We start from the raw sequence: 17,217 nt of genomic DNA on the forward strand, positions 1-17,217 counted from the left end.
TCACTTCTCCTGTTCCTTGAGTTCTTCGAGGACTTCGTCCATCAGCTCGAACCGCTCCGACCACGTCCGCTCGTAGCGCTTGACCCAGTCGTGGATGGGTTTGAGCGCCGGGCCGTTGAGCCGGTAGAGCCGCTGCCTGCCGTCGCCGCGCACGTCCACGGCACCCACCTCCCGCAGGACGCGCAGGTGCTTCGACACCTGCGGCTGGGCGAGGCCGAGCAGGTCGACGAGGTCGCCGACGGACCGTTCGCCGCCCATCAGGACGTCGAGGATTTCGCGCCGCCGGGGTTCGGCTACGGCGTTGAAGGTGTCGGCGGTCGTCGCTGCTCGTGCCACGGGAGCCATCATATGCCGATATGGGTATGCGTCAAGAGCCGCTGCCGAGAGCTTGCGCGAGATGCGCTCCGCGGCGGCGCGTGCACTCGGCGGCAGCGCCCGCATCCTGGGCACCCTGGGCTCTCGCGCCGGCGTCTGCCACCATCGGGCCATGACGGCGGCGGCCGACGGTCCACAGAGGACGGATGCGCGCGGCGCCCGGCGTGGCGCCAGCGCGAGTGCCGTCCTGCGTGCCGTCCTCGATGGGGGGCCGGTCGCGCGCAGCACCATTGCGCGGCGGACCGGCCTGTCCGCCGCGGCCGTCACCGGGCACACCGCCGAACTGCTCCGGCGCGGGCTGCTGCGCGAACTCCCGGAAACCGAAAAGCGCGTCGGGCGGCCGCACGTGCCCGTCGACCTCGACACCGGGCGGCACGTCGCCGGTGCGCTGCACGTCGCCGTGCACCACGCCACCGTCGCGCTGCTCGACCTGCGCGGGAACGTCCTGGTGCAGCACGAAGAACCGCACGACGGCCTGGCCGCCGAAGACCTCCTCGCCCGCGCCGCCGAGATCCTCGACGACCTGCTGCTCGGGCACGCCCCGGACCGCGAACCGCTCGGGCTCGGCGTCGCCACGGGCGGCTGGGTCGACCGGGAATCCGGCACCGTCGTCGAACACCCGCTGCTCGGCTGGAAGAACGTGCCGGTGCGCGAGCTGCTCGCCGGAAGCACCGGCCTGGCCGTCGAAGTCGACGGTCACGCGCGCGCCCTCGTGCACGCCGAGCAGCTCTTCGGGCACCCGCGGGCGCGCGAAAGCGTCGTGCAGCTGTTCACCGGCAACGTCGTCGACGCCGCGTTCGCCACCGGCGGCACCGTGCACCACGGGCCGCGCTCGGCCGCGGGTGCCGTCGCGCACCTGCCGGTCGACGACAGCACCGAAGCGTGCCGGTGCGGGCGCACCGGCTGCCTCGAAGCCACCGTCTCGGAAGCGACCCTCGCGCGCCGGGCCGCGAAAAGCGGGCTGATCGCGCGCCCGGATTTCCCGGAACTGCTCGCGCTCGCCGGACGCGGCGATTCCGCCGCGGTGCGGATGTTCCTCGACCGCGCCCGGCTGATCGGCCAGGCGGCGGCCTTGCTGCTCGACGTGCTCAACCCGGCCGTGCTCGTCGTGGTCGACCGCAGCATAGCGGGTGTGCCCGGCTGCCTTCCCGCCATCCGGGACGAGGTCGGCGAGCGCTCCCGCCGCCTCGACAGCACGGAAACCGTTGTGGGCACCAGCTTCCCGGGCACGGAGCTGGCCACCGCCGGCGGCGCGGTGCTGCTCGACCTCCTCTACGGCAACCCGCTCGGTCCGCTGCTTTCCGCACTCTCCCACGCCTCGTGAACCACCGGAGTTATTTCACGAACTCGCAAAATTGACCGTCCGGACGGCGGGCCCGAACAATCGGTGCATCCCCACCGACTCCCGGAACGGACGAAACCACCGTGAAGAAAACCTGGCCCCTCCTGGCCGCCGCCGCGATCCTGCTCGCCGGGTGCGCGTCGGCGACGGCGACCGGCACGCCCGGGCAGCCGGAAAAACTCGAACTGCGCTACCAGGGCAGCGCCAACTCCGTGACCCTGCCCGAACTCGCCGAAGACCTGGGCTACTTCGGCCCGGTCAAGCTGAAGTGGGTCGGCAACACGATCAGCGGCCCGCAGGACATCCAGTCCGCGGCCACCGACCAGACCGACTTCGGCGGCGCCTTCACCGGCGCGGTCGTCAAGCTCGTCGAAGCGGGCGCGCCCGTCAAGGCGGTCGTCAACTACTACGGCTCCGACGACAAGGCTTTCATCGGCTACTACACCAAAGAGGACAGTCCGATCCGGACCGCCCGCGACCTGATCGGCAAGAAGGTCGGCGTCAACACCGCCGGCGCGAACCTCGAAGCCGCGCTCGACACCTGGCTGAAGAACCAGGGCCTGTCCGACGACGAGATCAAGCAGGTGCAGCTCGTCGTCATCCCGCCGGTGAACGCCGAGCAGGCGCTGCGCAACGGCCAGCTCGACGTCGTCGCGCTGCAGGGGATCCTGCAGGACCACGCCCTCGCCGTGGGCGGCATCCGGCCGCTCTTCAGCGACGTCCAGGCGTTCGGCCCGTACAACGGCGGCCCGTACGTGCTGCGGACCGACTTCATCAAGAAGTACCCGGAGACCACGAAGATCTTCGTTTCGGCTGTGGCCAAGGCGATCGAGTGGGAGCGCACCACCCCGCGCGAGCAGGTGATCGCCCGCTTCACCAAGATCATCCAGGCCCGCGGCCGCAACGAGAACACCGACACGCTCAAGTACTGGAAGAGCGTCGGCATCACCCACGGCGGCCTCATCGCCGACAAGGACTTCACGCTCTGGGAGCCGTGGCTGAAGCAGCAGGACTACATCAAGGGCGACCGGATCGACACCTCGAAGCTCTACACCAACGAGTTCAACCCCTACCGCGACGGCGCCCCGGCGGTGACCAAGTGATCGGCATCCGGTCGGTCACCAAGACCTTCGGCGCGCTCACCGCCCTCGACGAGGTCTCGCTCGACGTCGCCGACGGCACCTTCCTCTCGCTGGTCGGACCGAGCGGCTCGGGCAAGTCGACGCTGCTCGACCTGCTCGGCGGGCTCACCACCCCGACGTCCGGGGAGGTCCTCATCGACGGCGAGCCGGTGCGCGGACCCGGGCTCGACCGCGGCGTCGTCTTCCAGCAGTACGCGCTGTTCCCGTGGCGCACCGCCCGCGCCAACGTCGAATTCGGTCTCGAAGGCGGGGCGCTCGGCAAGCGGGAACGGGCCGAGCGGGCCCGCGAATACCTCGCCCTGGTCGGGCTTTCCGGCTTCGAGGACCGCTACCCGCACGAGCTGTCCGGCGGGATGAAGCAGCGGGTCGCGATTGCCCGCAGCCTCGCCTACGACCCGGCCGTGCTGCTGATGGACGAGCCGTTCGCCGCGCTCGACGCGCAGACCCGCGAGCAGCTGCAGGACGAGCTGCTGCGGATCTGGCGCCGCACCGGCAAGACGATCGTCTTCATCACCCACGGCATCGACGAGGCCGTCTACTTGGGACAGCGCGTGGCCGTGCTGACGTCCCGGCCCGGGCGGCTCAAGGCCGTCGTCGACATCGAGCTCGGCGACCGCTCCGGCGACGTCCGGTCCGACCCGGCGTTCGGGCGGCAGCGGCACCGGCTCTGGGAACTGCTGCACGACGAGGTCCGCAAGGCGGCCGAACACGAACGGAGCGCGGCCGGATGACCACCACGCTGGAAGCACCGGCCGTCCACACCGGACCGGAAGCCTCGCCGCCGAAACCGCGCCGGTTCACGAAGACGCTCACCCGGGCCGTGCACGCGTCCGCCGCGGTCGTCCTGTTCGTCGCGCTGTGGGAGCTGGTCCCCCGGTTCGTCCTCGACGAAGGCACCCGGACGTTCCTCCCGCCGCTGTCGGAGGACCTGCAGGCGCTCTGGGACCTCGCGCTCGACGGCGAACTGGCCGATCACCTCCTGGCCAGCGTCGGCCGGTCGGCCGCCGGGTTCGCCGTCGCCGTCGCGGTCGCGGTGCCGCTCGGGCTGCTGATCGGCTGGTACCGGCCGGTGGCGCGGTTCCTGCAGCCGCTGCTGGAGCTCGCCCGCAACACCGCCGCGCTGGCGCTGCTCCCGGTGTTCACGCTGCTGCTGGGCATCGGCGAACTGTCCAAAGTGACCCTGGTCGTCTACGCCTGCGTGTGGCCGGTGCTGCTCAACACGATCGCCGGCGTCAACACCGTCGACCCGCTGCTGGTGAAGGCGGCCCGCTCGCTCGGGCTGTCCAGCCCGCGGTTGTTCCGGAAGGTGATCCTGCCCTCGGCGGTGCCGACGGTGTTCACCGGCATCCGGATGGCGGCGTCCTACTCGATCCTGGTGCTCGTGGCGGCCGAGATGGTCGGCGCGAAGGCCGGGCTCGGCTACCTCATCAACACCAGCCAGGTCAACTTCCAGATCCAGCAGATGTACGCCGGGATCATCGCGGTCTCGGTGCTCGGCGTGCTCGTCAACTCCGGTTTCGTCGTCCTCGAACGGCGGTTCTCGACCTGGCGTCCCAAGGAGAAAGCATGATGCACCTCAACGCGTTCGTGATGCCGAACGGCCACCACGAAGCCGCGTGGCGGCACCCGTCGACCGACCCGCACCGGGCGCGGACGCTGCAGCACTACGTCGACATCGCGCGCACGGCCGAACGCGGCAAGCTCGACTCGCTGTTCCTCGCCGACGGCGTCGCGCTGTGGGGCAACGTGAAGCACAATTCCCACAGCCACTTCGAGCCGTTGACGCTGCTGTCGGCGCTCGCCGCGTCGACAGTCCACATCGGACTCATCGCGACGGCGTCCACGACCTACAACGAGCCCTACCACCTGGCGCGCAAGTTCGCTTCGCTCGACCACCTCTCCGGCGGCCGCGCGGGCTGGAACATCGTCACCTCGGCGGGCATCGACGAGGCCCGGAACTTCAACCTGGCCAAGCGGCCGGCGCACGCCGCGCGCTACGAGCGGGCCGACGAGTTCATCGAGGTCGTCAAGAAGCTCTGGGACAGCTGGGACGACGACGCCGCGCTCGTCGACCGCGCGAGCGGGGTCTACGCGGACACCGACCGGATCCGCGCGATCGAGCACGACGGCCCGCACTTCCAGGTCCGCGGGCCGCTCAACATCGAACGGCCGGTCCAGGGCCACCCGCTGCTCGTGCAGGCCGGCTCGTCCGAAACCGGCAAGGAGTACGCGGCCCGGCACGCCGAAGCCGTGTTCACCGCGCAGCAGACGTTCGCCGAGGGCAAGGATTTCTACGACGACGTCAAAGGCCGGCTCGCGAAGTACGGCCGGACGCCGGACGAAATCAAGATCCTTCCCGGCATCTCGCCGATCCTCGGCCGCACCGAAGCCGAGGCGCGCGAACGCGAAGCCGAGCTGAACGCGCTGATCACGCCGGACTACGGGCTGCGGCAGCTGTCGAAGATGCTCGACCACGACGTCACCGGCTACCCGCTCGACGGCCCGCTGCCGGACGTCGGCAGCTTCACCGAAGGCGGCCAGAGCCGGTTCGAGCTGGTCGTCGGCCTGGCCCGGCGCGAAGACCTCACCATCCGGCAGCTCCTCGAACGGCTGGCGGGCGGGCGCGGGCACCGCGTCTTCGCCGGGACGCCGGTGCAGGTCGCCGACGAGCTGGAGGCGTGGTTCACCGGCGGCGCCGCGGACGGTTTCAACGTCATGCCGCCCACCCTGCCCGGCGGGCTGACCGACTTCGTCGACCTCGTCGTCCCCGAACTGCGGCGGCGCGGGCTGTTCCGCACCGAGTACGCCGGCACCACCTTGCGCGAGCACTACGGCCTCGCGCGTCCCGTCAACCGCAACCGAGTCAAGGAGCCCGCATGACCGCGATCAGAACCGACGTCCGCAAGATCACCGGGAACATCGGCGCCGAGATCATCGGCCTCGACCCGGCCGGCGACCTCGACGTCACCCAGGTGGCGTTCCTCGCCGACGCCCTGCACGAGCACAAGGCGCTGGTGTTCCGGAACACCGAGCTGGACGACGAGGGCCAGCAGCGGTTCGCCGCGCGGTTCGGCGAGCTGACCAAGGCGCACCCGACGGTGCCCGCGGCCGACGGCGCGCCGACGATCCTGCCGGTGGACAGCGAGCTGGGCCGGGCCAACCACTGGCACACCGACGTCACGTTCGTGCTCAACCCGCCGAAGGCCAGCACGCTGCGCAGCCTCGTGGTGCCGCCCTACGGCGGGGAAACGCTGATCGCCAACGCCGCCGCGGCCTACCGCGACCTACCGGAGCCGTTGCGGGCGTTCGCCGACACGCTGCGGGCGGTGCACACCAACGACTACGACTACGTCCAGCCGCCGGAGACGGTGGACGAGAAGGAGCAGGCACGCCGCGCCCAGTTCGTCTCGCGCAAGTACCGGACGGTGCACCCGGTGGTGCGCGTGCACCCGGCGACCGGCGAGCGCGGCCTGTTCATCGGCGGGTTCGCGCAGCGGATCGAAGGACTGTCGGTCAGCGAGTCGCGGGATCTGTTGCGGTTGCTGCAGTCCTACGTGACGCGGCCGGAGAACGTCGTGCGCGTGGCGTGGGAGCCCAACCAGCTGGTGCTGTTCGACAACCGCATCACCCAGCACTACGCGATCGACAACTACGACGGTCTCCCCCGGCGCCTCAACCGCGTCACGGTGGCCGGCGACGTCCCGGTGGGCGTCGACGGGCGGGCGAGCGAATCGCTGGAAGGTGACGCCTCGCACTACACCTCCGTCGCGTGAACCGGGGGCGGGACGGGCGCGCTCAGTGCCCGTTCCGCTCCAGGTCCCGGAAGCAATCCCACGCCCGGCTGACCAGCGCCGGGTGCGTACGCAAGTCCACCGCCGTCCGGGCCAGCGCCGCCGCCGATGCCAGCATCGCCGACCGGCCGCGCGGGCTGGCCGCGGCCGCCGCGAACTCCGGTGTGTGGTCCGAGTACTCCTCCGCCGTGATCGCCACGAACGGGTGGATCGCCGGGACCCGGACGCTCACGTCGCCGATGTCCGACGATCCCAGGAACACCCCCGGCGCCGGCGGGGTCGCGCGGATGCCGCACGCCGCCAGGTGCTCGGTGAACCGCTCCGACAACACGGGATTGTCGCGGAAGTGCGCGTACCCGCGCCCGAGGCGTTCGACGTCGACCTTCGCGCCCGTCGCCAGTGCCGCTCCCTGGGCGCACGTCGCGACGTCCTCGGCCAGGCGGTCCAGCGCGTCGGTCGTCAGCGCGCGGAGGCCGAAGCGGCCTTCGGCGCGGTCGGGGACGATGTTCGTGGCCTCGCCGCCGTGGGTGATGATGCCCTGGACGTGGGAGCCCGCCGGGAGCCGCTGGCGCAGGGCCGAGACCGCGCCGAACGCCTGGATCAGCGCGGACAGGGCGTCGATGCCGGCCTCCGGGTCGCCGGTCGGGTGGGCCGCGCGGCCGTGGAAGGTCACCTTCAGCTCGACCTGCGCGGTCAGCGGGGCCCACGACCACGAATGCACGCCGGGGTGGACCATCAGGGCCGCGTCGACGTCGTCGAAGACGCCCGCCTCGGCGAGCGCCACCTTGCCGCCGCCGCGTTCCTCGGCCGGGCAGCCCACGGCGAGCAGCGATCCCGGCTCGTCCGCCAGCACCTCGCGCGCCGCCAGCGCGGCACCGAGCCCGGCCGCGGCGATCAGGTTGTGGCCGCACGCGTGGCCCAGCCCCGGCAGCGCGTCGTACTCCATCAGCAGCGCCACGCACGGGCGCCCGCTCCCCGCCCGCGCGACGAACGCCGTGGGCAGCCCGGCGACCCCGGTCTCCACGTCGAACCCGTCGGCGGCCAGCTCGCCGGTCAGCCGCTCGGCGGCCGCGTGCTCCTCATAGGACAGTTCCGGCCGCTCGTGCAGTGCGGTCGCGACCGCCCACAGCCGGTCCGCCAGCGCACCGATCCGCTCGTCGGTCCGCTCGTGCAGCTCTTCGTGCCACTCCATGCCCACCGGAATACCCCTACCACGCACGGTCACACCACCGTGGGTGTTTCACCCGGCCGGCTTCCGGCTACCCGCGCCGCATGGACCACAGCAAGGCACCGGTGCTCGACGCGCTGCGCGAATACCACCGCATCGGGTACGTCCCGTTCAACGCGCCCGGCCACAAGCAGGGGCGGGGCGTCGACCCGCGGGTCCTCGACGTCGTCGGCGCCGACGTGTTCCGGTCCGACGTCATCGCGCTCAACGGCCTCGACGACCGGCTGATGCGCCGGGGTGTCCTGGCCGAGGCCCAGCAGCTGATGGCCGACGCGGTCGGTGCCGAGCACACGTTCTTCTCCACCTGCGGCAGCTCGTTGTCGGTGAAGAGCGCGATGCTCGCGGTCGCCGGCCCGCACGAGAAGCTGCTGGTGCCGCGGCACGTCCACAAGTCGGTCGTCTCCGGCCTGATCGTCAGCGGCGTGCAGCCGGTGTGGGTGCGGCCGCTGTGGGACGCCGACCAGCGGATGACGCACCCGCCGGGCGTCGAGGAGTTCGCGGAGGCGTACGAGCGCGACCCCGAGGTCAAGGGCGCGCTGATGGTGACGCCCACCGACTACGGCACGTGCGGCGACATCCGCGCGGTCGCCGACTGGTGCCACGAACGCGGGATCCCGCTGATCGTCGACGAGGCGTGGGGCGCGCACCTGCCCTTCCACGACGGCCTCCCGCCGTGGGGCATGGACGCGGGCGCCGACGTGTGCGTCACGAGCGTCCACAAGATGGGCGCGGCGGTCGAGCAGAGCTCGGTGTTCCACCTGCAGGGCGACCGCGTCGACCCGGCCGTGCTGAAGGCGCGCGAGGACCTGCTCGGCACGACGAGCGCCAGTTCCCTGGTGTACGCCGCACTCGACGGCTGGCGGCGCCAGATGGCCGAGCAGGGCAAGCAGCTGCTCGACGGCGCGCTGCAGCTGGTGACGTCGGTGCGCGGCCGGCTGGGCGAGCTCGGGTTCACCGTGCTGCACGACGAGTTCCTCGGCCCGGACCTCGCGGACTCCGTCGACCCGCTCAAGGTCGTGCTCGACCTCGACCCGCTGGGCATCAGCGGCTACCAGGCCGCCGACTGGCTGCGCGAGCACCGGCACGTCACCGTCGGCCTGTCCGACCACCGCCGGACGGTGGCCCAGTTCACCCATGCCGACGACGACGAAACGGCGAGCACGCTGATCGACGCGCTCGGCGCCCTCCTCAAGGCCGCGCCTTCGTTCGAGAAGCCGCCGACGGTGGACATCCCGCCGCCGCACGAGTTCGAGCTGGAGACGGCGATGCTGCCGCGCGACGCGTTCTTCGGCCGCACCGAGCAGGTGCCGCTGGCCGAGGCGGCGGGCCGCATCGCGGCGGAGATGATCACGCCCTATCCCCCGGGCGCGCCGGGCGTGCTGCCGGGTGAGGTGATCACCGAGCCGATCCTCGGGTACCTGCGCAGCGGGCTGGAAGCGGGCATGGAACTGCCCGACCCGGCCGACTCGTCGCTGGAGTCGGTCCGGGTCGTGGCGCGGGGTTAAGCCTTGGCGCTCTTGAGTTCCAACGGGTTCTTGGGCGCGTCACCGCGGGCGTCGATCATCCGCTGCCCCAGTTCCTGCAGCTTCTTGCGGCCCAACGCGGAGCGGACCTCCGGGAACCACTCGTCCTCTTCCTCTTCGACGTGGTGGCGGACGTTCTCGGTCAGCACCGTCACCTTCGCGTCGAAGGTCTCGTCCTTCGGGTCCATGCCGAGCAGCTCGGACAGCATCCACACGACGACGTGGTGCTCCTCCACGCTTTCCAGGACGTGGTCCTTCGTCTCCGGCACGGCTTCGCGCGCGGCCGGGTAGAAGATCTCCTCCTCGATGTACGCGTGGACGGTCAGCTCTTCGATGATCGAGTCGGCGATCCGGCGCTTTTCGCCGTACGCCTCTTCACCCGCCTTCTCGAACTCCTTGAACAGCTTCTCCACGGTCTTGTGGTCGTTCTTGAGCAGCACGATCGCGTCGGTCGACATCGGTGTCCTCACGGTGCGGCCAGGCCCCGCAGGGTGACCTGGGCGTTCTCCAGTTCCTTCGTCATCAGCAGCGCCACCGTCCGGGCGTGGGTCAACGCCCGGCCGACGGCCCCCACCGAGTCCCACGTCGCCGCGACGGCGTCGCCGCCGCCCGGGCCGGTCACCCGGCCGGACAGCAGACCGTCCTCCAGCCGGCCCTGCAGGGCCGGCAGCAGGTGGGTCAGGTCGTCCGCGAGCAGCCGCAGGGCGCCCAGCACGCGGTACATCTCGGCGGGTGAGTCGAGCTCGCCTTCGCCGACGCAGCAGGCCAGCCGTCGCACGGTGGCCCCGGCGTCGGCGGCCAGCAGCGACGGCGTGGGGGCGGCGCTCGAATTCATGACCGCCCGGTTACCCGCTCCCCGCCCGGGAAAACGCCGTTTGCGCAAGCCCCCGCCCGGGTATTCGACCGGCTCCCGACCCGCAGGAGAAACCCCGGTGAACCCAGACGTGCTGACCTTCGGCGTCGAAGAGGAATTCTTCGTCGTCGACCGGCGTGGTCATCTTTCGCAGGCAGGCGACGACGTCGTCGACGCCGCGGAAGCCGCCGAGGACGTCCAAGGCGAGCTGCAACACGAGCTGAACCTGTCGCAGGCCGAAGCCGCCACCGACGTCTGCCACACCCACGCCGAGGCACTGCGGCAGCTGGGCGGGCTGCGCGAAGACCTGGCCAAGGCGGCCCGGGCGCGCGGCTACCGGCTGCTCCCCGCCGGCGCGCCACCGCTGGCCGAAGCGGAGCCGCCGCGGATCACGCCGAACCCGCGCTACCAGCGGATGGCCGAGCACTTCGGCGCCACCGCGTGGACTTCGCTCACCTGCGGCTGCCACGTGCACGTCGCGATCCCCGACAAGGCGCGCGGGATCGACGTGCTCAACCACGTCCGGCCGTGGCTGCCCGCGCTGCTGGCGGTCACCGCCAATTCGGCGATCGTCGACGGCTACGACACCGGCTACGCCAGCTGGCGCTACCACCAGTGGAGCCGGTGGCCTTCGGCCGGGCCGCCGCCGCGGTTCGCGTCCCTCGACGAGTACGAGAGCATCGTCGACGGCTGGCTGCGCTCCGGCGCGATCCTGGACCGCGGGATGATCTACTGGGACGTCCGGTTGTCGGAGAAGCAGCCGACGCTGGAGTTCCGCATCTCCGACGTCGCCGCGACGCCGACGGAAGCGGTGCTGCTGGCCGTGCTGGCGCGCGGGCTCGTCGCGACCGCGCTGGCCGAGGACGGGCCGGCGCCGGAGCTGTCGAACGAAGTGCTGCGCGGCCGGCTTTGGCGCGCGTCGAAGGAAGGCGTGACCGGCTGCTGCCCGCACCCGCGGACCGGGGACCTGGAGCCGGTGAAGGCGGTGCTCGACGACTTGATCGCGCTGACCGCACCCGCGTTGGAGGCGGCGGGAGACCTGGACTTCGCGCGGGAGGAGACGAGCCGCCTGGCGGCCGAAGGCGGCGGCGCCGACCGGCAGCGGCGCGTCTTCGCGGAGAAGAACCGGGCGGAAGCCGTCGTCGACCTCCTGACCGAGGGCTAAAGCGGGAGCGGTCCGAGCCGGTCGAGCAGTTCGAGAGCGCGGACGGCGGCGCGGGACCGGCCGGGGTCGACGACGAGGTGGACGCCGGCCGCTTCCGCGTGCCGGTGGGCGCGCACGAGGACCCGCAGGCCCGCGACGCCGAAGAACCGGACCTCGCCCAGGTCGACCCGCAGGACGCCGGGATGGGCGCGGACGTGCTCGGCCAAGGTCGCCTCGAGCGCGGCCGCGGTGCAGAGATCGATCTCGCCGCCGACCTGCACGACGATCGCGTCGGGAGACTTCCACCGGAGCTTGCTCCGGAGGTCGTTCTCGGCCGGGGCGCGGGGCGACGGCAGCCGGTGCGTCAGCGGCGGATCGACCCCGGCCACGCGCGGACGCTCGTGAGTTGTCATGGGTGCGAGGTACCCCTCGCGCGTCCACGGCCAAACAAAGGCCGGGCCCAGGCGCATTTCCGGCGACCGAACGGGTAACCGCCGCCGAGCGCCCGCGCGGAAGGAGCCCGCCCATGTCCGACGGCCCGCCCACGATGGGCGTCGAAGAGGAGTTCTTGCTGGTCAACCCGCGCACCGGGCACGCGTCGGCGTGCGCGGAGCCGGTGCTGGCGCGGTACTCCCACCACGGCCCGCTGCCCGACGGCGTCCGGGTGCACCGCGAGCTGCGGCTCACGCAGATCGAGGCCGCGAGCGGGGTCTGCACCACCGCCGGCGAGCTGCGCGACCAGCTGACGGCGGCCCGGCGGGTGCTGGCGGGCGCGGCCGCGGCCGAGGACTGCGCGCTGCTGGCCACCGGGACGCCGGTCGGGCCCGGGCCGGCCACGCCGCCGCCCGCGGCCACCGGCCGCTACGCCGAGATCGACGCCGCCTACGGCGCGGTGGTCGCCGACTACGAAGCCTGCGGCTGCCACGTCCACGTCGGGGTCCCCGATCCCGACACCGCGGTCGCGGTCGTCAACCACCTCGGCCGCTGGCTGCCCACCCTGCTCGCCCTCTCCGCCAACGCCCCGTTCGACCACGGGCGCGACACGGGCTACCACAGCTGGCGGATGGTCCTGCAGTCCCGGTTCCCCGGCTCCGGCGTCGCCCCGCACCTGCGGGACCACGCCGAGTACCGGCGGACGGTCGAGACGCTCGTCGAGTGCGGGGCGCTGGTCGACCCGGACCAGACGTTCTGGCTGGCCCGGGTTTCCGGCCGCTTCCCGACCGTGGAGTTCCGCGTCGCCGACACCGCGCTGACCGTCGACCACGCCGTGCTGCAGGCCCTGCTGAGCCGGGCGCTGGTGCGGCGGGCGCTCGACGACCTGGCCGCCGGGCGCGAAGCCGCGCCGCTGTCGCCGCAGGTCGCCGCGGCGGCGGTGTGGGCCGCGGCGCGCCACGGGCTGGCCGGCCCGCTGGTCGATCCGCTCGAAGGGACGCGCCGCCCGGCGTGGTCCCGGGTCGAGGCGCTGCTGGAGCACGTCCGGACGGCGCTCGAGGACAGCGGGGACCTGGCCGAGGTCCAGGCGCTCGTCGCGGCACTGCGTGCCGACGGGACCGGTTCGGTGCAGCAGCGCGCGGTCGCCGGGCGCGGGACGGCGGAGGCGGTGCGGTGGCTCACCGCGCGGACCGTGCCGGCGGGGCATGGAACGCGGCTGACCGGGTAAACCCCGGCCATGACGACCTCCATCGCCGCCACGCTGCCGGCGTCCCGCGGCCCGCTCTCGGAGTCGGTCTTGCAGACGCTGCTGCGGGAACAGCCGCGCGCGGACCTCAGCTTCGACGGCTTGGCGGACACCGACCCGCTCGGCGACGACCTCCAGCTCGCCCTGCACCTGTGCTACGAGCTGCACTACCAGGGCCTGCCGGGCGTCTCGGCGGACTGGGAGTGGGACCCCGAACTGCTGCGGCTGCGCGGGGCGCTGGAGGCGCGGTTCCTGGCGGCGTTGCGGGAAGGCGTGCCGGGCGGCGACGACGTCACCGCCGAGCTCGACGCGCTGCTGGTCGAACCCCTGGACGCCGAAGGGCTGTCGCACTTCCTGCGCGACCACGGCACCTGGGACCAGGTGCGCGAGTACTTCACACACCGCTCGATCTACCACCACAAGGAGGCCGACCCGCACGCGTGGGTGATCCCACGGCTGCGCGGCCGGGCCAAGGCGGCGCTGGTGGCGGTGGAGTTCGACGAGTTCGGCGGCGGCCGCGCGGAGCTCGCGCACTCCCGCCTGTACGCGGACCTGTTGCGCGGCGCGGGCTTGCCGGACGGGTACCTCGAGCTGATCGACCAGGTGCCCGCGGCGATGCTCGCGGTGGTCAACATGATGTCGATGTTCGGCTTGCACCGCTCGCTGCGAGGAGCGCTGTGCGGCCACTTCGCGGCGGCGGAGATCACGACGGCACCGTCCGCGACGCGGCTGGACCAGGCGCTGCGGCGGATGAACGCACCCGAGGCGTGCCGGTTCTTCTACACGGAGCACATCGAGGCGGACGCGGTGCACGAACAGGTGATGCGCCACGACGTGCTCGGCGACCTGCTCGAGCGGGAGCCCGGGCTGGCCGCCGACGTCGTGTTCGGGATCCAGGCGACGGAGTTCCTGGAGGGCCGCTTCGGCGCGGGTCTGCTGGAGAACTGGCGCGCCGGCCGGTCGTCGCTGCGTCAGCCGGCGGGCTGAGCCCGAACTCGCTTGCGGTGGCTCGTGTCGCAGAAGGGGAACCGCTTGCTCCGGCGGCACGCGCACACCGCGACGACGAACCGGTCGGACGTGACCACCTCGCCGTCCGGAGTGCACAGCTCGACCGGTCCTTCGACGAGGACCGGTCCACCCGGGACGACCGTGACACGGCGGGGGCGGTCAGCGGACGGCACGCAGCACCACCAGCTCCTCCATCCGCTGCCCCGGCTCGATCAGGCCGGCGGCCTCCAGGAACTCCGTCCGTCCGGACAGGACCGGACCGAACGGGATGCGGGCCCTCCTGTCCACCTCGACCCGAAGTCCCTGCGCAGCAAGCATTTCCGCCGACTTGTCCACATCGGACATCGTGGAGTGGACGATCAGCAGCGTCCCGCCGGGACGCAGGAGCGTGCGCGCCTGGGTGCAGAGCGGGTCGAGGACGGCGCGGCCGTCGGGGCCCGCGTCCCAGCCGCGGGTCGCGCGGACCGTCGCGGCCGGGGACGGCACGTACGGCGGGTTCGCGACGACCACGTCGAACGGCCCCTCCCCCAGCGCGGTCGTCAGGTCGCCGCGACGCGGGCGGATGCGCAGGCCCCGCGTCAGGGCGTTGAGCCGGACCGACGCGAGTGCTCGGCGGGAAAGGTCCAGTGCCAGCACCGTTTCCGCGCCGCGGCGGGCGAGGGTGAGCGCCTGGGCGCCGGTGCCCGTGCAGAGGTCGAGGGCCCGCGCGCCGGGCGGGATCGCCAGGTCGGCGATCGCCGCGGCGAGCAGGGCGGTGTCCTCCTGGGGACGGTAGACCCCGGGCAGCCGCAGCAGCCGCGGCGCGGGCCGGAGGACGACGGGCCGGGCGGCCAAGGGGCCCGGGCGGACGGGTTCCGCCGACGTGGTCATCTCGGTCTCCTTCACCTCGCCGCGGCCCCGGCACTCGCCGGCGGACAACCGCGTCGCCCCCGGCTACCCGGCGAAGATCCGCGCAAACGGATGAGGCGCGGGTGGTTGAACGGGTGACGGCGGGGTAACCGCCTCCGGAACGGACCCTGGAGGAGGAACCGAAATGACGTCGCAGGACCGCACGCAGCACCCGACGGACCCGGCCGAGGGCGACGACCCGCACGGCGACACCCCCGAGGCCCAGCGCGAGACCCTGCGCGGTGAGCAGGGCACGTCGAGCGGCGACCAGCACGACGACAGCGACCCGCAGTCCGGCTGACCGGTCAGCCGGTACCGGGCACCTGACGCGAGAACACCGCGGCCCGGCCGCACGGGACCGGCCGGCCGCCGAACCCGTCCGCCGTCACACCGGCGCCGAGTTGTCCTCCATCATCAGCAACGCGCCCTGGCTCTCGCCGTTCGCGCTGCGCAGGGCGCTGCACCGCAGCCGCACCACGGTCGACCGGCCGCGGCGGTTGATCGCCTCCAGCACGACCTCCGCGTGGAAACCCGCGTCCGCCAGCGCGTCGCGGACCGCCGGGCGCAGCTCCGTCAGCGGGAGCCCGATGTCCAGGTTGAGCAGGTGCGTGCCCTCGGCTTCCTCGCGGCGCACGCCCCACAGGTCCTCGGCGCCGCGGTTCCACGCCTTGACCCGCATTTCGCGGTCGACCACCACGATGCCCGCCTGGACCGACGTCAGCACCGACTCGAAGAACTCGTTGACCTCGTCGAGGTCGAGGCTGCGCTCGCGCAGGGCGTCGTTGATCGTCTGGAGCTCGTCGTTGGTCGACTGCAGCTCCTCGTTCATCGTCTCCAGCTCTTCGTTGGTGGACTGGAGCTCCTCGTTCGTGGTCTCCAGTTCCTCCACCGTGGACTGGAGCTCTTCGTTGGTGGTCTCCAGCTCTTCGTTCGTCGACTGCAGCTCTTCGTAGGCCGACTCCAGCTGGCGGTTCGTGTGCTCCAGCTCGGTGAGCAGCTGCCGCGCCCAGCTGACGTCGTGGAACACCACCGACACGCCGAGGAGCTTCTTCTCCTTGCCCACCAGCGGGTTGACGTGCACCTCGTACCAGACGACCTCGCCGGCCCGGCGCCATTCGACGTCCTTGATCCGCAGTGACCGCCGCTCCAGCCGCGCCTGCTCGACGTACGCGCGCAGCGCCACCGGCCGGTACGACACGTCGAGGTCGCGCAGCGGGCGGCCGATGTCGCGTTCGGACAGTCCGAACGCGACTTCCGCCTGCGCGTTGACGAGTGCGGTGACCTCGTCCTCGGTCACCACGATCTGGGCCACCGGGCTCGCCGAGAACGCGTGCTCGCGCAGCTCGTCCAGCCCGGAGATGTCGCGGGTCCGGCGCTGCGGGAAGCCCGTCGAGACGAAGTGGTTGTAGCTCACCGGCGCGTTGACGGCCTTGCGGAACACCCGCCGCTTGAGGTCGAGCGGCTCGAAGATCCGGGCGTGCGAAAGCAGCATCTCGGCCTTGCCGAGGAACAGCATGCCCTTGGGCGCCAGCGCGAAGTGGAACCGCTCGAGGATCTTCGTCTGGGTCTCGGCGTTGAAGTACATCAGCGTGTTGCGGCAGACCAGCAGGTCGATGCGCGAGATCGGCGCGTCCTGCACCAGGTCGTTGCGGCCGAAGATCACCGAGCGGCGCAGGTCCTTGCGGAAGCAGTACCGGCTCCCCTGCAGCTCGAAGTACTGCTCCAGCTGCTCCTCGGTCAGGCCCTCGACCTCGGCGGGCGTGTAGGCCGCGTGCCGGGCCTGCCCCAGTGCCTCGTCGTCGACGTCGGTGGCGTAGATCTTGACCCGCTGGCGGAACGCGTCGATGCCGATCGCGTCGGCGAAGAGCATGGCGAGGCTGTAGGCCTCCTGCCCGCCCGCGCAGCCGGCGCTCCACACCCGGATCGGCTCCTCCGGGCTGCGCTCGGCCAGCAGTCCGGGCAGCACGTGCTCACGCAGGTAGTCCCAGGCGTCGGGGTCGCGGAAGAACCCGGTGACGTTGATCAGGATCGTGTTGAACAACGCCACGAACTCCTCGGAGTTCACCTGGAGCTGGTCGATGTAGTCGGTGTAGCTGTCGATGCCGATCTGGCTCATCCGCCTGCGGACCCGCCGCATCAGGCTGCTCCGCTTGTACCCGGTGAAGTCGAAGCCCCGCGACTCCTTCAGGTAGGCGAGCACCGATTCGAACTCGCCGTTCGGCTCCTTGGGCTCGGTCACGGTCCG

Annotated in this window: 19 protein-coding genes; 11 read left to right on the forward strand and 8 right to left on the reverse strand. The window is 72.0% G+C overall.

Annotated elements, in window-relative coordinates; genetic code table 11:
• Complete coding sequence (locus ACIQWX_RS24130) at nucleotides 1-336, reverse strand: ArsR/SmtB family transcription factor (RefSeq protein ID WP_400875019.1); 336 nt, start codon at nucleotides 334-336, stop codon at nucleotides 1-3.
• A gap of 151 nt (nucleotides 337-487) precedes the next feature.
• On the opposite strand from ACIQWX_RS24130, the gene ACIQWX_RS24135 reads away from it, so the two are divergent.
• The 6 genes from ACIQWX_RS24135 to ACIQWX_RS24160 all read left to right on the forward strand — a co-directional run bounded on the left by ACIQWX_RS24135 (nucleotide 488) and on the right by ACIQWX_RS24160 (nucleotide 6,632).
• On the forward strand, nucleotides 488-1,699 hold the full coding sequence (locus ACIQWX_RS24135; RefSeq protein WP_400875891.1) for an ROK family protein: 1,212 nt from the start codon (nucleotides 488-490) through the stop codon (nucleotides 1,697-1,699).
• 101 nt (nucleotides 1,700-1,800) lie between these two features.
• Complete coding sequence (locus ACIQWX_RS24140; RefSeq protein ID WP_400875022.1) at nucleotides 1,801-2,820, forward strand: ABC transporter substrate-binding protein; 1,020 nt, start codon at nucleotides 1,801-1,803, stop codon at nucleotides 2,818-2,820.
• Nucleotides 2,817-3,590 carry an ABC transporter ATP-binding protein gene (locus tag ACIQWX_RS24145; protein ID WP_400875025.1) on the forward strand — a complete coding sequence of 258 codons (774 nt, stop codon included), beginning with the start codon at nucleotides 2,817-2,819 and terminating at the stop codon, nucleotides 3,588-3,590. Before ACIQWX_RS24140 ends, ACIQWX_RS24145 begins: the two co-directional genes overlap by 4 nt.
• On the forward strand, nucleotides 3,587-4,429 hold the full coding sequence (locus ACIQWX_RS24150; RefSeq protein ID WP_400875028.1) for an ABC transporter permease: 843 nt from the start codon (nucleotides 3,587-3,589) through the stop codon (nucleotides 4,427-4,429). Before ACIQWX_RS24145 ends, ACIQWX_RS24150 begins: the two co-directional genes overlap by 4 nt.
• Nucleotides 4,426-5,739 (forward strand): LLM class flavin-dependent oxidoreductase, encoded by a 1,314-nt coding sequence (locus ACIQWX_RS24155; RefSeq protein ID WP_400875031.1) that lies wholly within the window; start codon nucleotides 4,426-4,428, stop codon nucleotides 5,737-5,739. Before ACIQWX_RS24150 ends, ACIQWX_RS24155 begins: the two co-directional genes overlap by 4 nt.
• Nucleotides 5,736-6,632: a TauD/TfdA dioxygenase family protein gene (locus ACIQWX_RS24160; protein WP_400875034.1), complete on the forward strand. Its 897-nt coding sequence runs from the start codon at nucleotides 5,736-5,738 to the stop codon at nucleotides 6,630-6,632. Before ACIQWX_RS24155 ends, ACIQWX_RS24160 begins: the two co-directional genes overlap by 4 nt.
• A gap of 22 nt (nucleotides 6,633-6,654) precedes the next feature.
• Here ACIQWX_RS24160 and ACIQWX_RS24165 read toward each other — a convergent pair whose 3' ends face one another.
• On the reverse strand, nucleotides 6,655-7,842 hold the full coding sequence (locus ACIQWX_RS24165) for an amidohydrolase (protein ID WP_400875037.1): 1,188 nt from the start codon (nucleotides 7,840-7,842) through the stop codon (nucleotides 6,655-6,657).
• A gap of 80 nt (nucleotides 7,843-7,922) precedes the next feature.
• Between ACIQWX_RS24165 and ACIQWX_RS24170 the strand changes: the two genes are divergently transcribed.
• Nucleotides 7,923-9,383, forward strand: a complete 1,461-nt coding sequence (locus tag ACIQWX_RS24170) for an aminotransferase class I/II-fold pyridoxal phosphate-dependent enzyme (RefSeq protein WP_400875040.1) — start codon at nucleotides 7,923-7,925, stop codon at nucleotides 9,381-9,383.
• On the opposite strand, the gene ACIQWX_RS24175 is transcribed toward ACIQWX_RS24170, so the two are convergent.
• Both ACIQWX_RS24175 and ACIQWX_RS24180 read right to left on the reverse strand, forming a co-directional pair.
• A complete protein-coding gene (locus tag ACIQWX_RS24175; protein WP_400875043.1) occupies nucleotides 9,380-9,859 on the reverse strand; it encodes a hemerythrin domain-containing protein in 480 nt (159 codons plus the stop codon). The two genes, ACIQWX_RS24170 and ACIQWX_RS24175, sit on opposite strands and share 4 nt — an antisense overlap.
• A gap of 8 nt (nucleotides 9,860-9,867) precedes the next feature.
• Nucleotides 9,868-10,236 carry a hypothetical protein gene (locus ACIQWX_RS24180; RefSeq protein WP_400875046.1) on the reverse strand — a complete coding sequence of 123 codons (369 nt, stop codon included), beginning with the start codon at nucleotides 10,234-10,236 and terminating at the stop codon, nucleotides 9,868-9,870.
• 97 nt (nucleotides 10,237-10,333) lie between these two features.
• Here ACIQWX_RS24180 and ACIQWX_RS24185 point away from each other — a divergent pair, with 97 nt between their 5' ends.
• Complete coding sequence (locus ACIQWX_RS24185; RefSeq protein ID WP_400875049.1) at nucleotides 10,334-11,419, forward strand: glutamate--cysteine ligase; 1,086 nt, start codon at nucleotides 10,334-10,336, stop codon at nucleotides 11,417-11,419.
• On the opposite strand, the gene ACIQWX_RS24190 is transcribed toward ACIQWX_RS24185, so the two are convergent.
• Nucleotides 11,416-11,811 (reverse strand): STAS domain-containing protein, encoded by a 396-nt coding sequence (locus tag ACIQWX_RS24190; protein WP_400875052.1) that lies wholly within the window; start codon nucleotides 11,809-11,811, stop codon nucleotides 11,416-11,418. The two genes, ACIQWX_RS24185 and ACIQWX_RS24190, sit on opposite strands and share 4 nt — an antisense overlap.
• A 113-nt stretch (nucleotides 11,812-11,924) precedes the next feature.
• Between ACIQWX_RS24190 and ACIQWX_RS24195 the strand changes: the two genes are divergently transcribed.
• Nucleotides 11,925-13,058 (forward strand): glutamate--cysteine ligase, encoded by a 1,134-nt coding sequence (locus ACIQWX_RS24195; RefSeq protein ID WP_400875055.1) that lies wholly within the window; start codon nucleotides 11,925-11,927, stop codon nucleotides 13,056-13,058.
• Nucleotides 13,059-13,067: 9 nt separating this feature from the next.
• The gene (locus ACIQWX_RS24200; RefSeq protein WP_400875058.1) at nucleotides 13,068-14,063 is read left to right on the forward strand and encodes an iron-containing redox enzyme family protein; all 996 of its coding nucleotides are present in this window, start codon (nucleotides 13,068-13,070) and stop codon (nucleotides 14,061-14,063) included.
• Here ACIQWX_RS24200 and ACIQWX_RS24205 read toward each other — a convergent pair.
• Nucleotides 14,048-14,257, reverse strand: coding sequence for a CDGSH iron-sulfur domain-containing protein (locus tag ACIQWX_RS24205; RefSeq protein ID WP_400875061.1), 210 nt, complete (start codon nucleotides 14,255-14,257; stop codon nucleotides 14,048-14,050). The genes ACIQWX_RS24200 and ACIQWX_RS24205 overlap by 16 nt on opposite strands.
• Nucleotides 14,244-14,954 carry a methyltransferase gene (locus ACIQWX_RS24210; RefSeq protein ID WP_400875064.1) on the reverse strand — a complete coding sequence of 237 codons (711 nt, stop codon included), beginning with the start codon at nucleotides 14,952-14,954 and terminating at the stop codon, nucleotides 14,244-14,246. Before ACIQWX_RS24210 ends, ACIQWX_RS24205 begins: the two co-directional genes overlap by 14 nt.
• Before the next feature lie 163 nt (nucleotides 14,955-15,117).
• Here ACIQWX_RS24210 and ACIQWX_RS24215 point away from each other — a divergent pair, with 163 nt between their 5' ends.
• Nucleotides 15,118-15,273: a hypothetical protein gene (locus ACIQWX_RS24215; RefSeq protein ID WP_364457981.1), complete on the forward strand. Its 156-nt coding sequence runs from the start codon at nucleotides 15,118-15,120 to the stop codon at nucleotides 15,271-15,273.
• An 84-nt stretch (nucleotides 15,274-15,357) separates the two neighbouring features.
• On the opposite strand, the gene ACIQWX_RS24220 is transcribed toward ACIQWX_RS24215, so the two are convergent.
• On the reverse strand, nucleotides 15,358-17,211 hold the full coding sequence (locus ACIQWX_RS24220) for a CheR family methyltransferase (RefSeq protein WP_400875068.1): 1,854 nt from the start codon (nucleotides 17,209-17,211) through the stop codon (nucleotides 15,358-15,360).
• Between the last annotated feature and the right edge of the window lie 6 nt (nucleotides 17,212-17,217).

Source organism: Amycolatopsis sp. NPDC098790 (assembly GCF_044759945.1).
GTDB lineage: Bacteria > Actinomycetota > Actinomycetes > Mycobacteriales > Pseudonocardiaceae > Amycolatopsis.

Coding starts and splice junctions, on each gene's coding strand:
- ACIQWX_RS24135 (WP_400875891.1), top strand. CDS start 488: ATGACGGCGGCGGCCGACGGTCCACAGAGGACGGATGCGCGCGGCGCC.
- ACIQWX_RS24150 (WP_400875028.1), top strand. CDS start 3,587: ATGACCACCACGCTGGAAGCACCGGCCGTCCACACCGGACCGGAAGCC.
- ACIQWX_RS24155 (WP_400875031.1), top strand. CDS start 4,426: ATGATGCACCTCAACGCGTTCGTGATGCCGAACGGCCACCACGAAGCC.
- ACIQWX_RS24160 (WP_400875034.1), top strand. CDS start 5,736: ATGACCGCGATCAGAACCGACGTCCGCAAGATCACCGGGAACATCGGC.
- ACIQWX_RS24165 (WP_400875037.1), bottom strand. CDS start 7,842: ATGGAGTGGCACGAAGAGCTGCACGAGCGGACCGACGAGCGGATCGGT.
- ACIQWX_RS24170 (WP_400875040.1), top strand. CDS start 7,923: ATGGACCACAGCAAGGCACCGGTGCTCGACGCGCTGCGCGAATACCAC.
- ACIQWX_RS24175 (WP_400875043.1), bottom strand. CDS start 9,859: ATGTCGACCGACGCGATCGTGCTGCTCAAGAACGACCACAAGACCGTG.
- ACIQWX_RS24180 (WP_400875046.1), bottom strand. CDS start 10,236: ATGAATTCGAGCGCCGCCCCCACGCCGTCGCTGCTGGCCGCCGACGCC.
- ACIQWX_RS24190 (WP_400875052.1), bottom strand. CDS start 11,811: ATGACAACTCACGAGCGTCCGCGCGTGGCCGGGGTCGATCCGCCGCTG.
- ACIQWX_RS24195 (WP_400875055.1), top strand. CDS start 11,925: ATGTCCGACGGCCCGCCCACGATGGGCGTCGAAGAGGAGTTCTTGCTG.
- ACIQWX_RS24200 (WP_400875058.1), top strand. CDS start 13,068: ATGACGACCTCCATCGCCGCCACGCTGCCGGCGTCCCGCGGCCCGCTC.
- ACIQWX_RS24210 (WP_400875064.1), bottom strand. CDS start 14,954: ATGACCACGTCGGCGGAACCCGTCCGCCCGGGCCCCTTGGCCGCCCGG.
- ACIQWX_RS24215 (WP_364457981.1), top strand. CDS start 15,118: ATGACGTCGCAGGACCGCACGCAGCACCCGACGGACCCGGCCGAGGGC.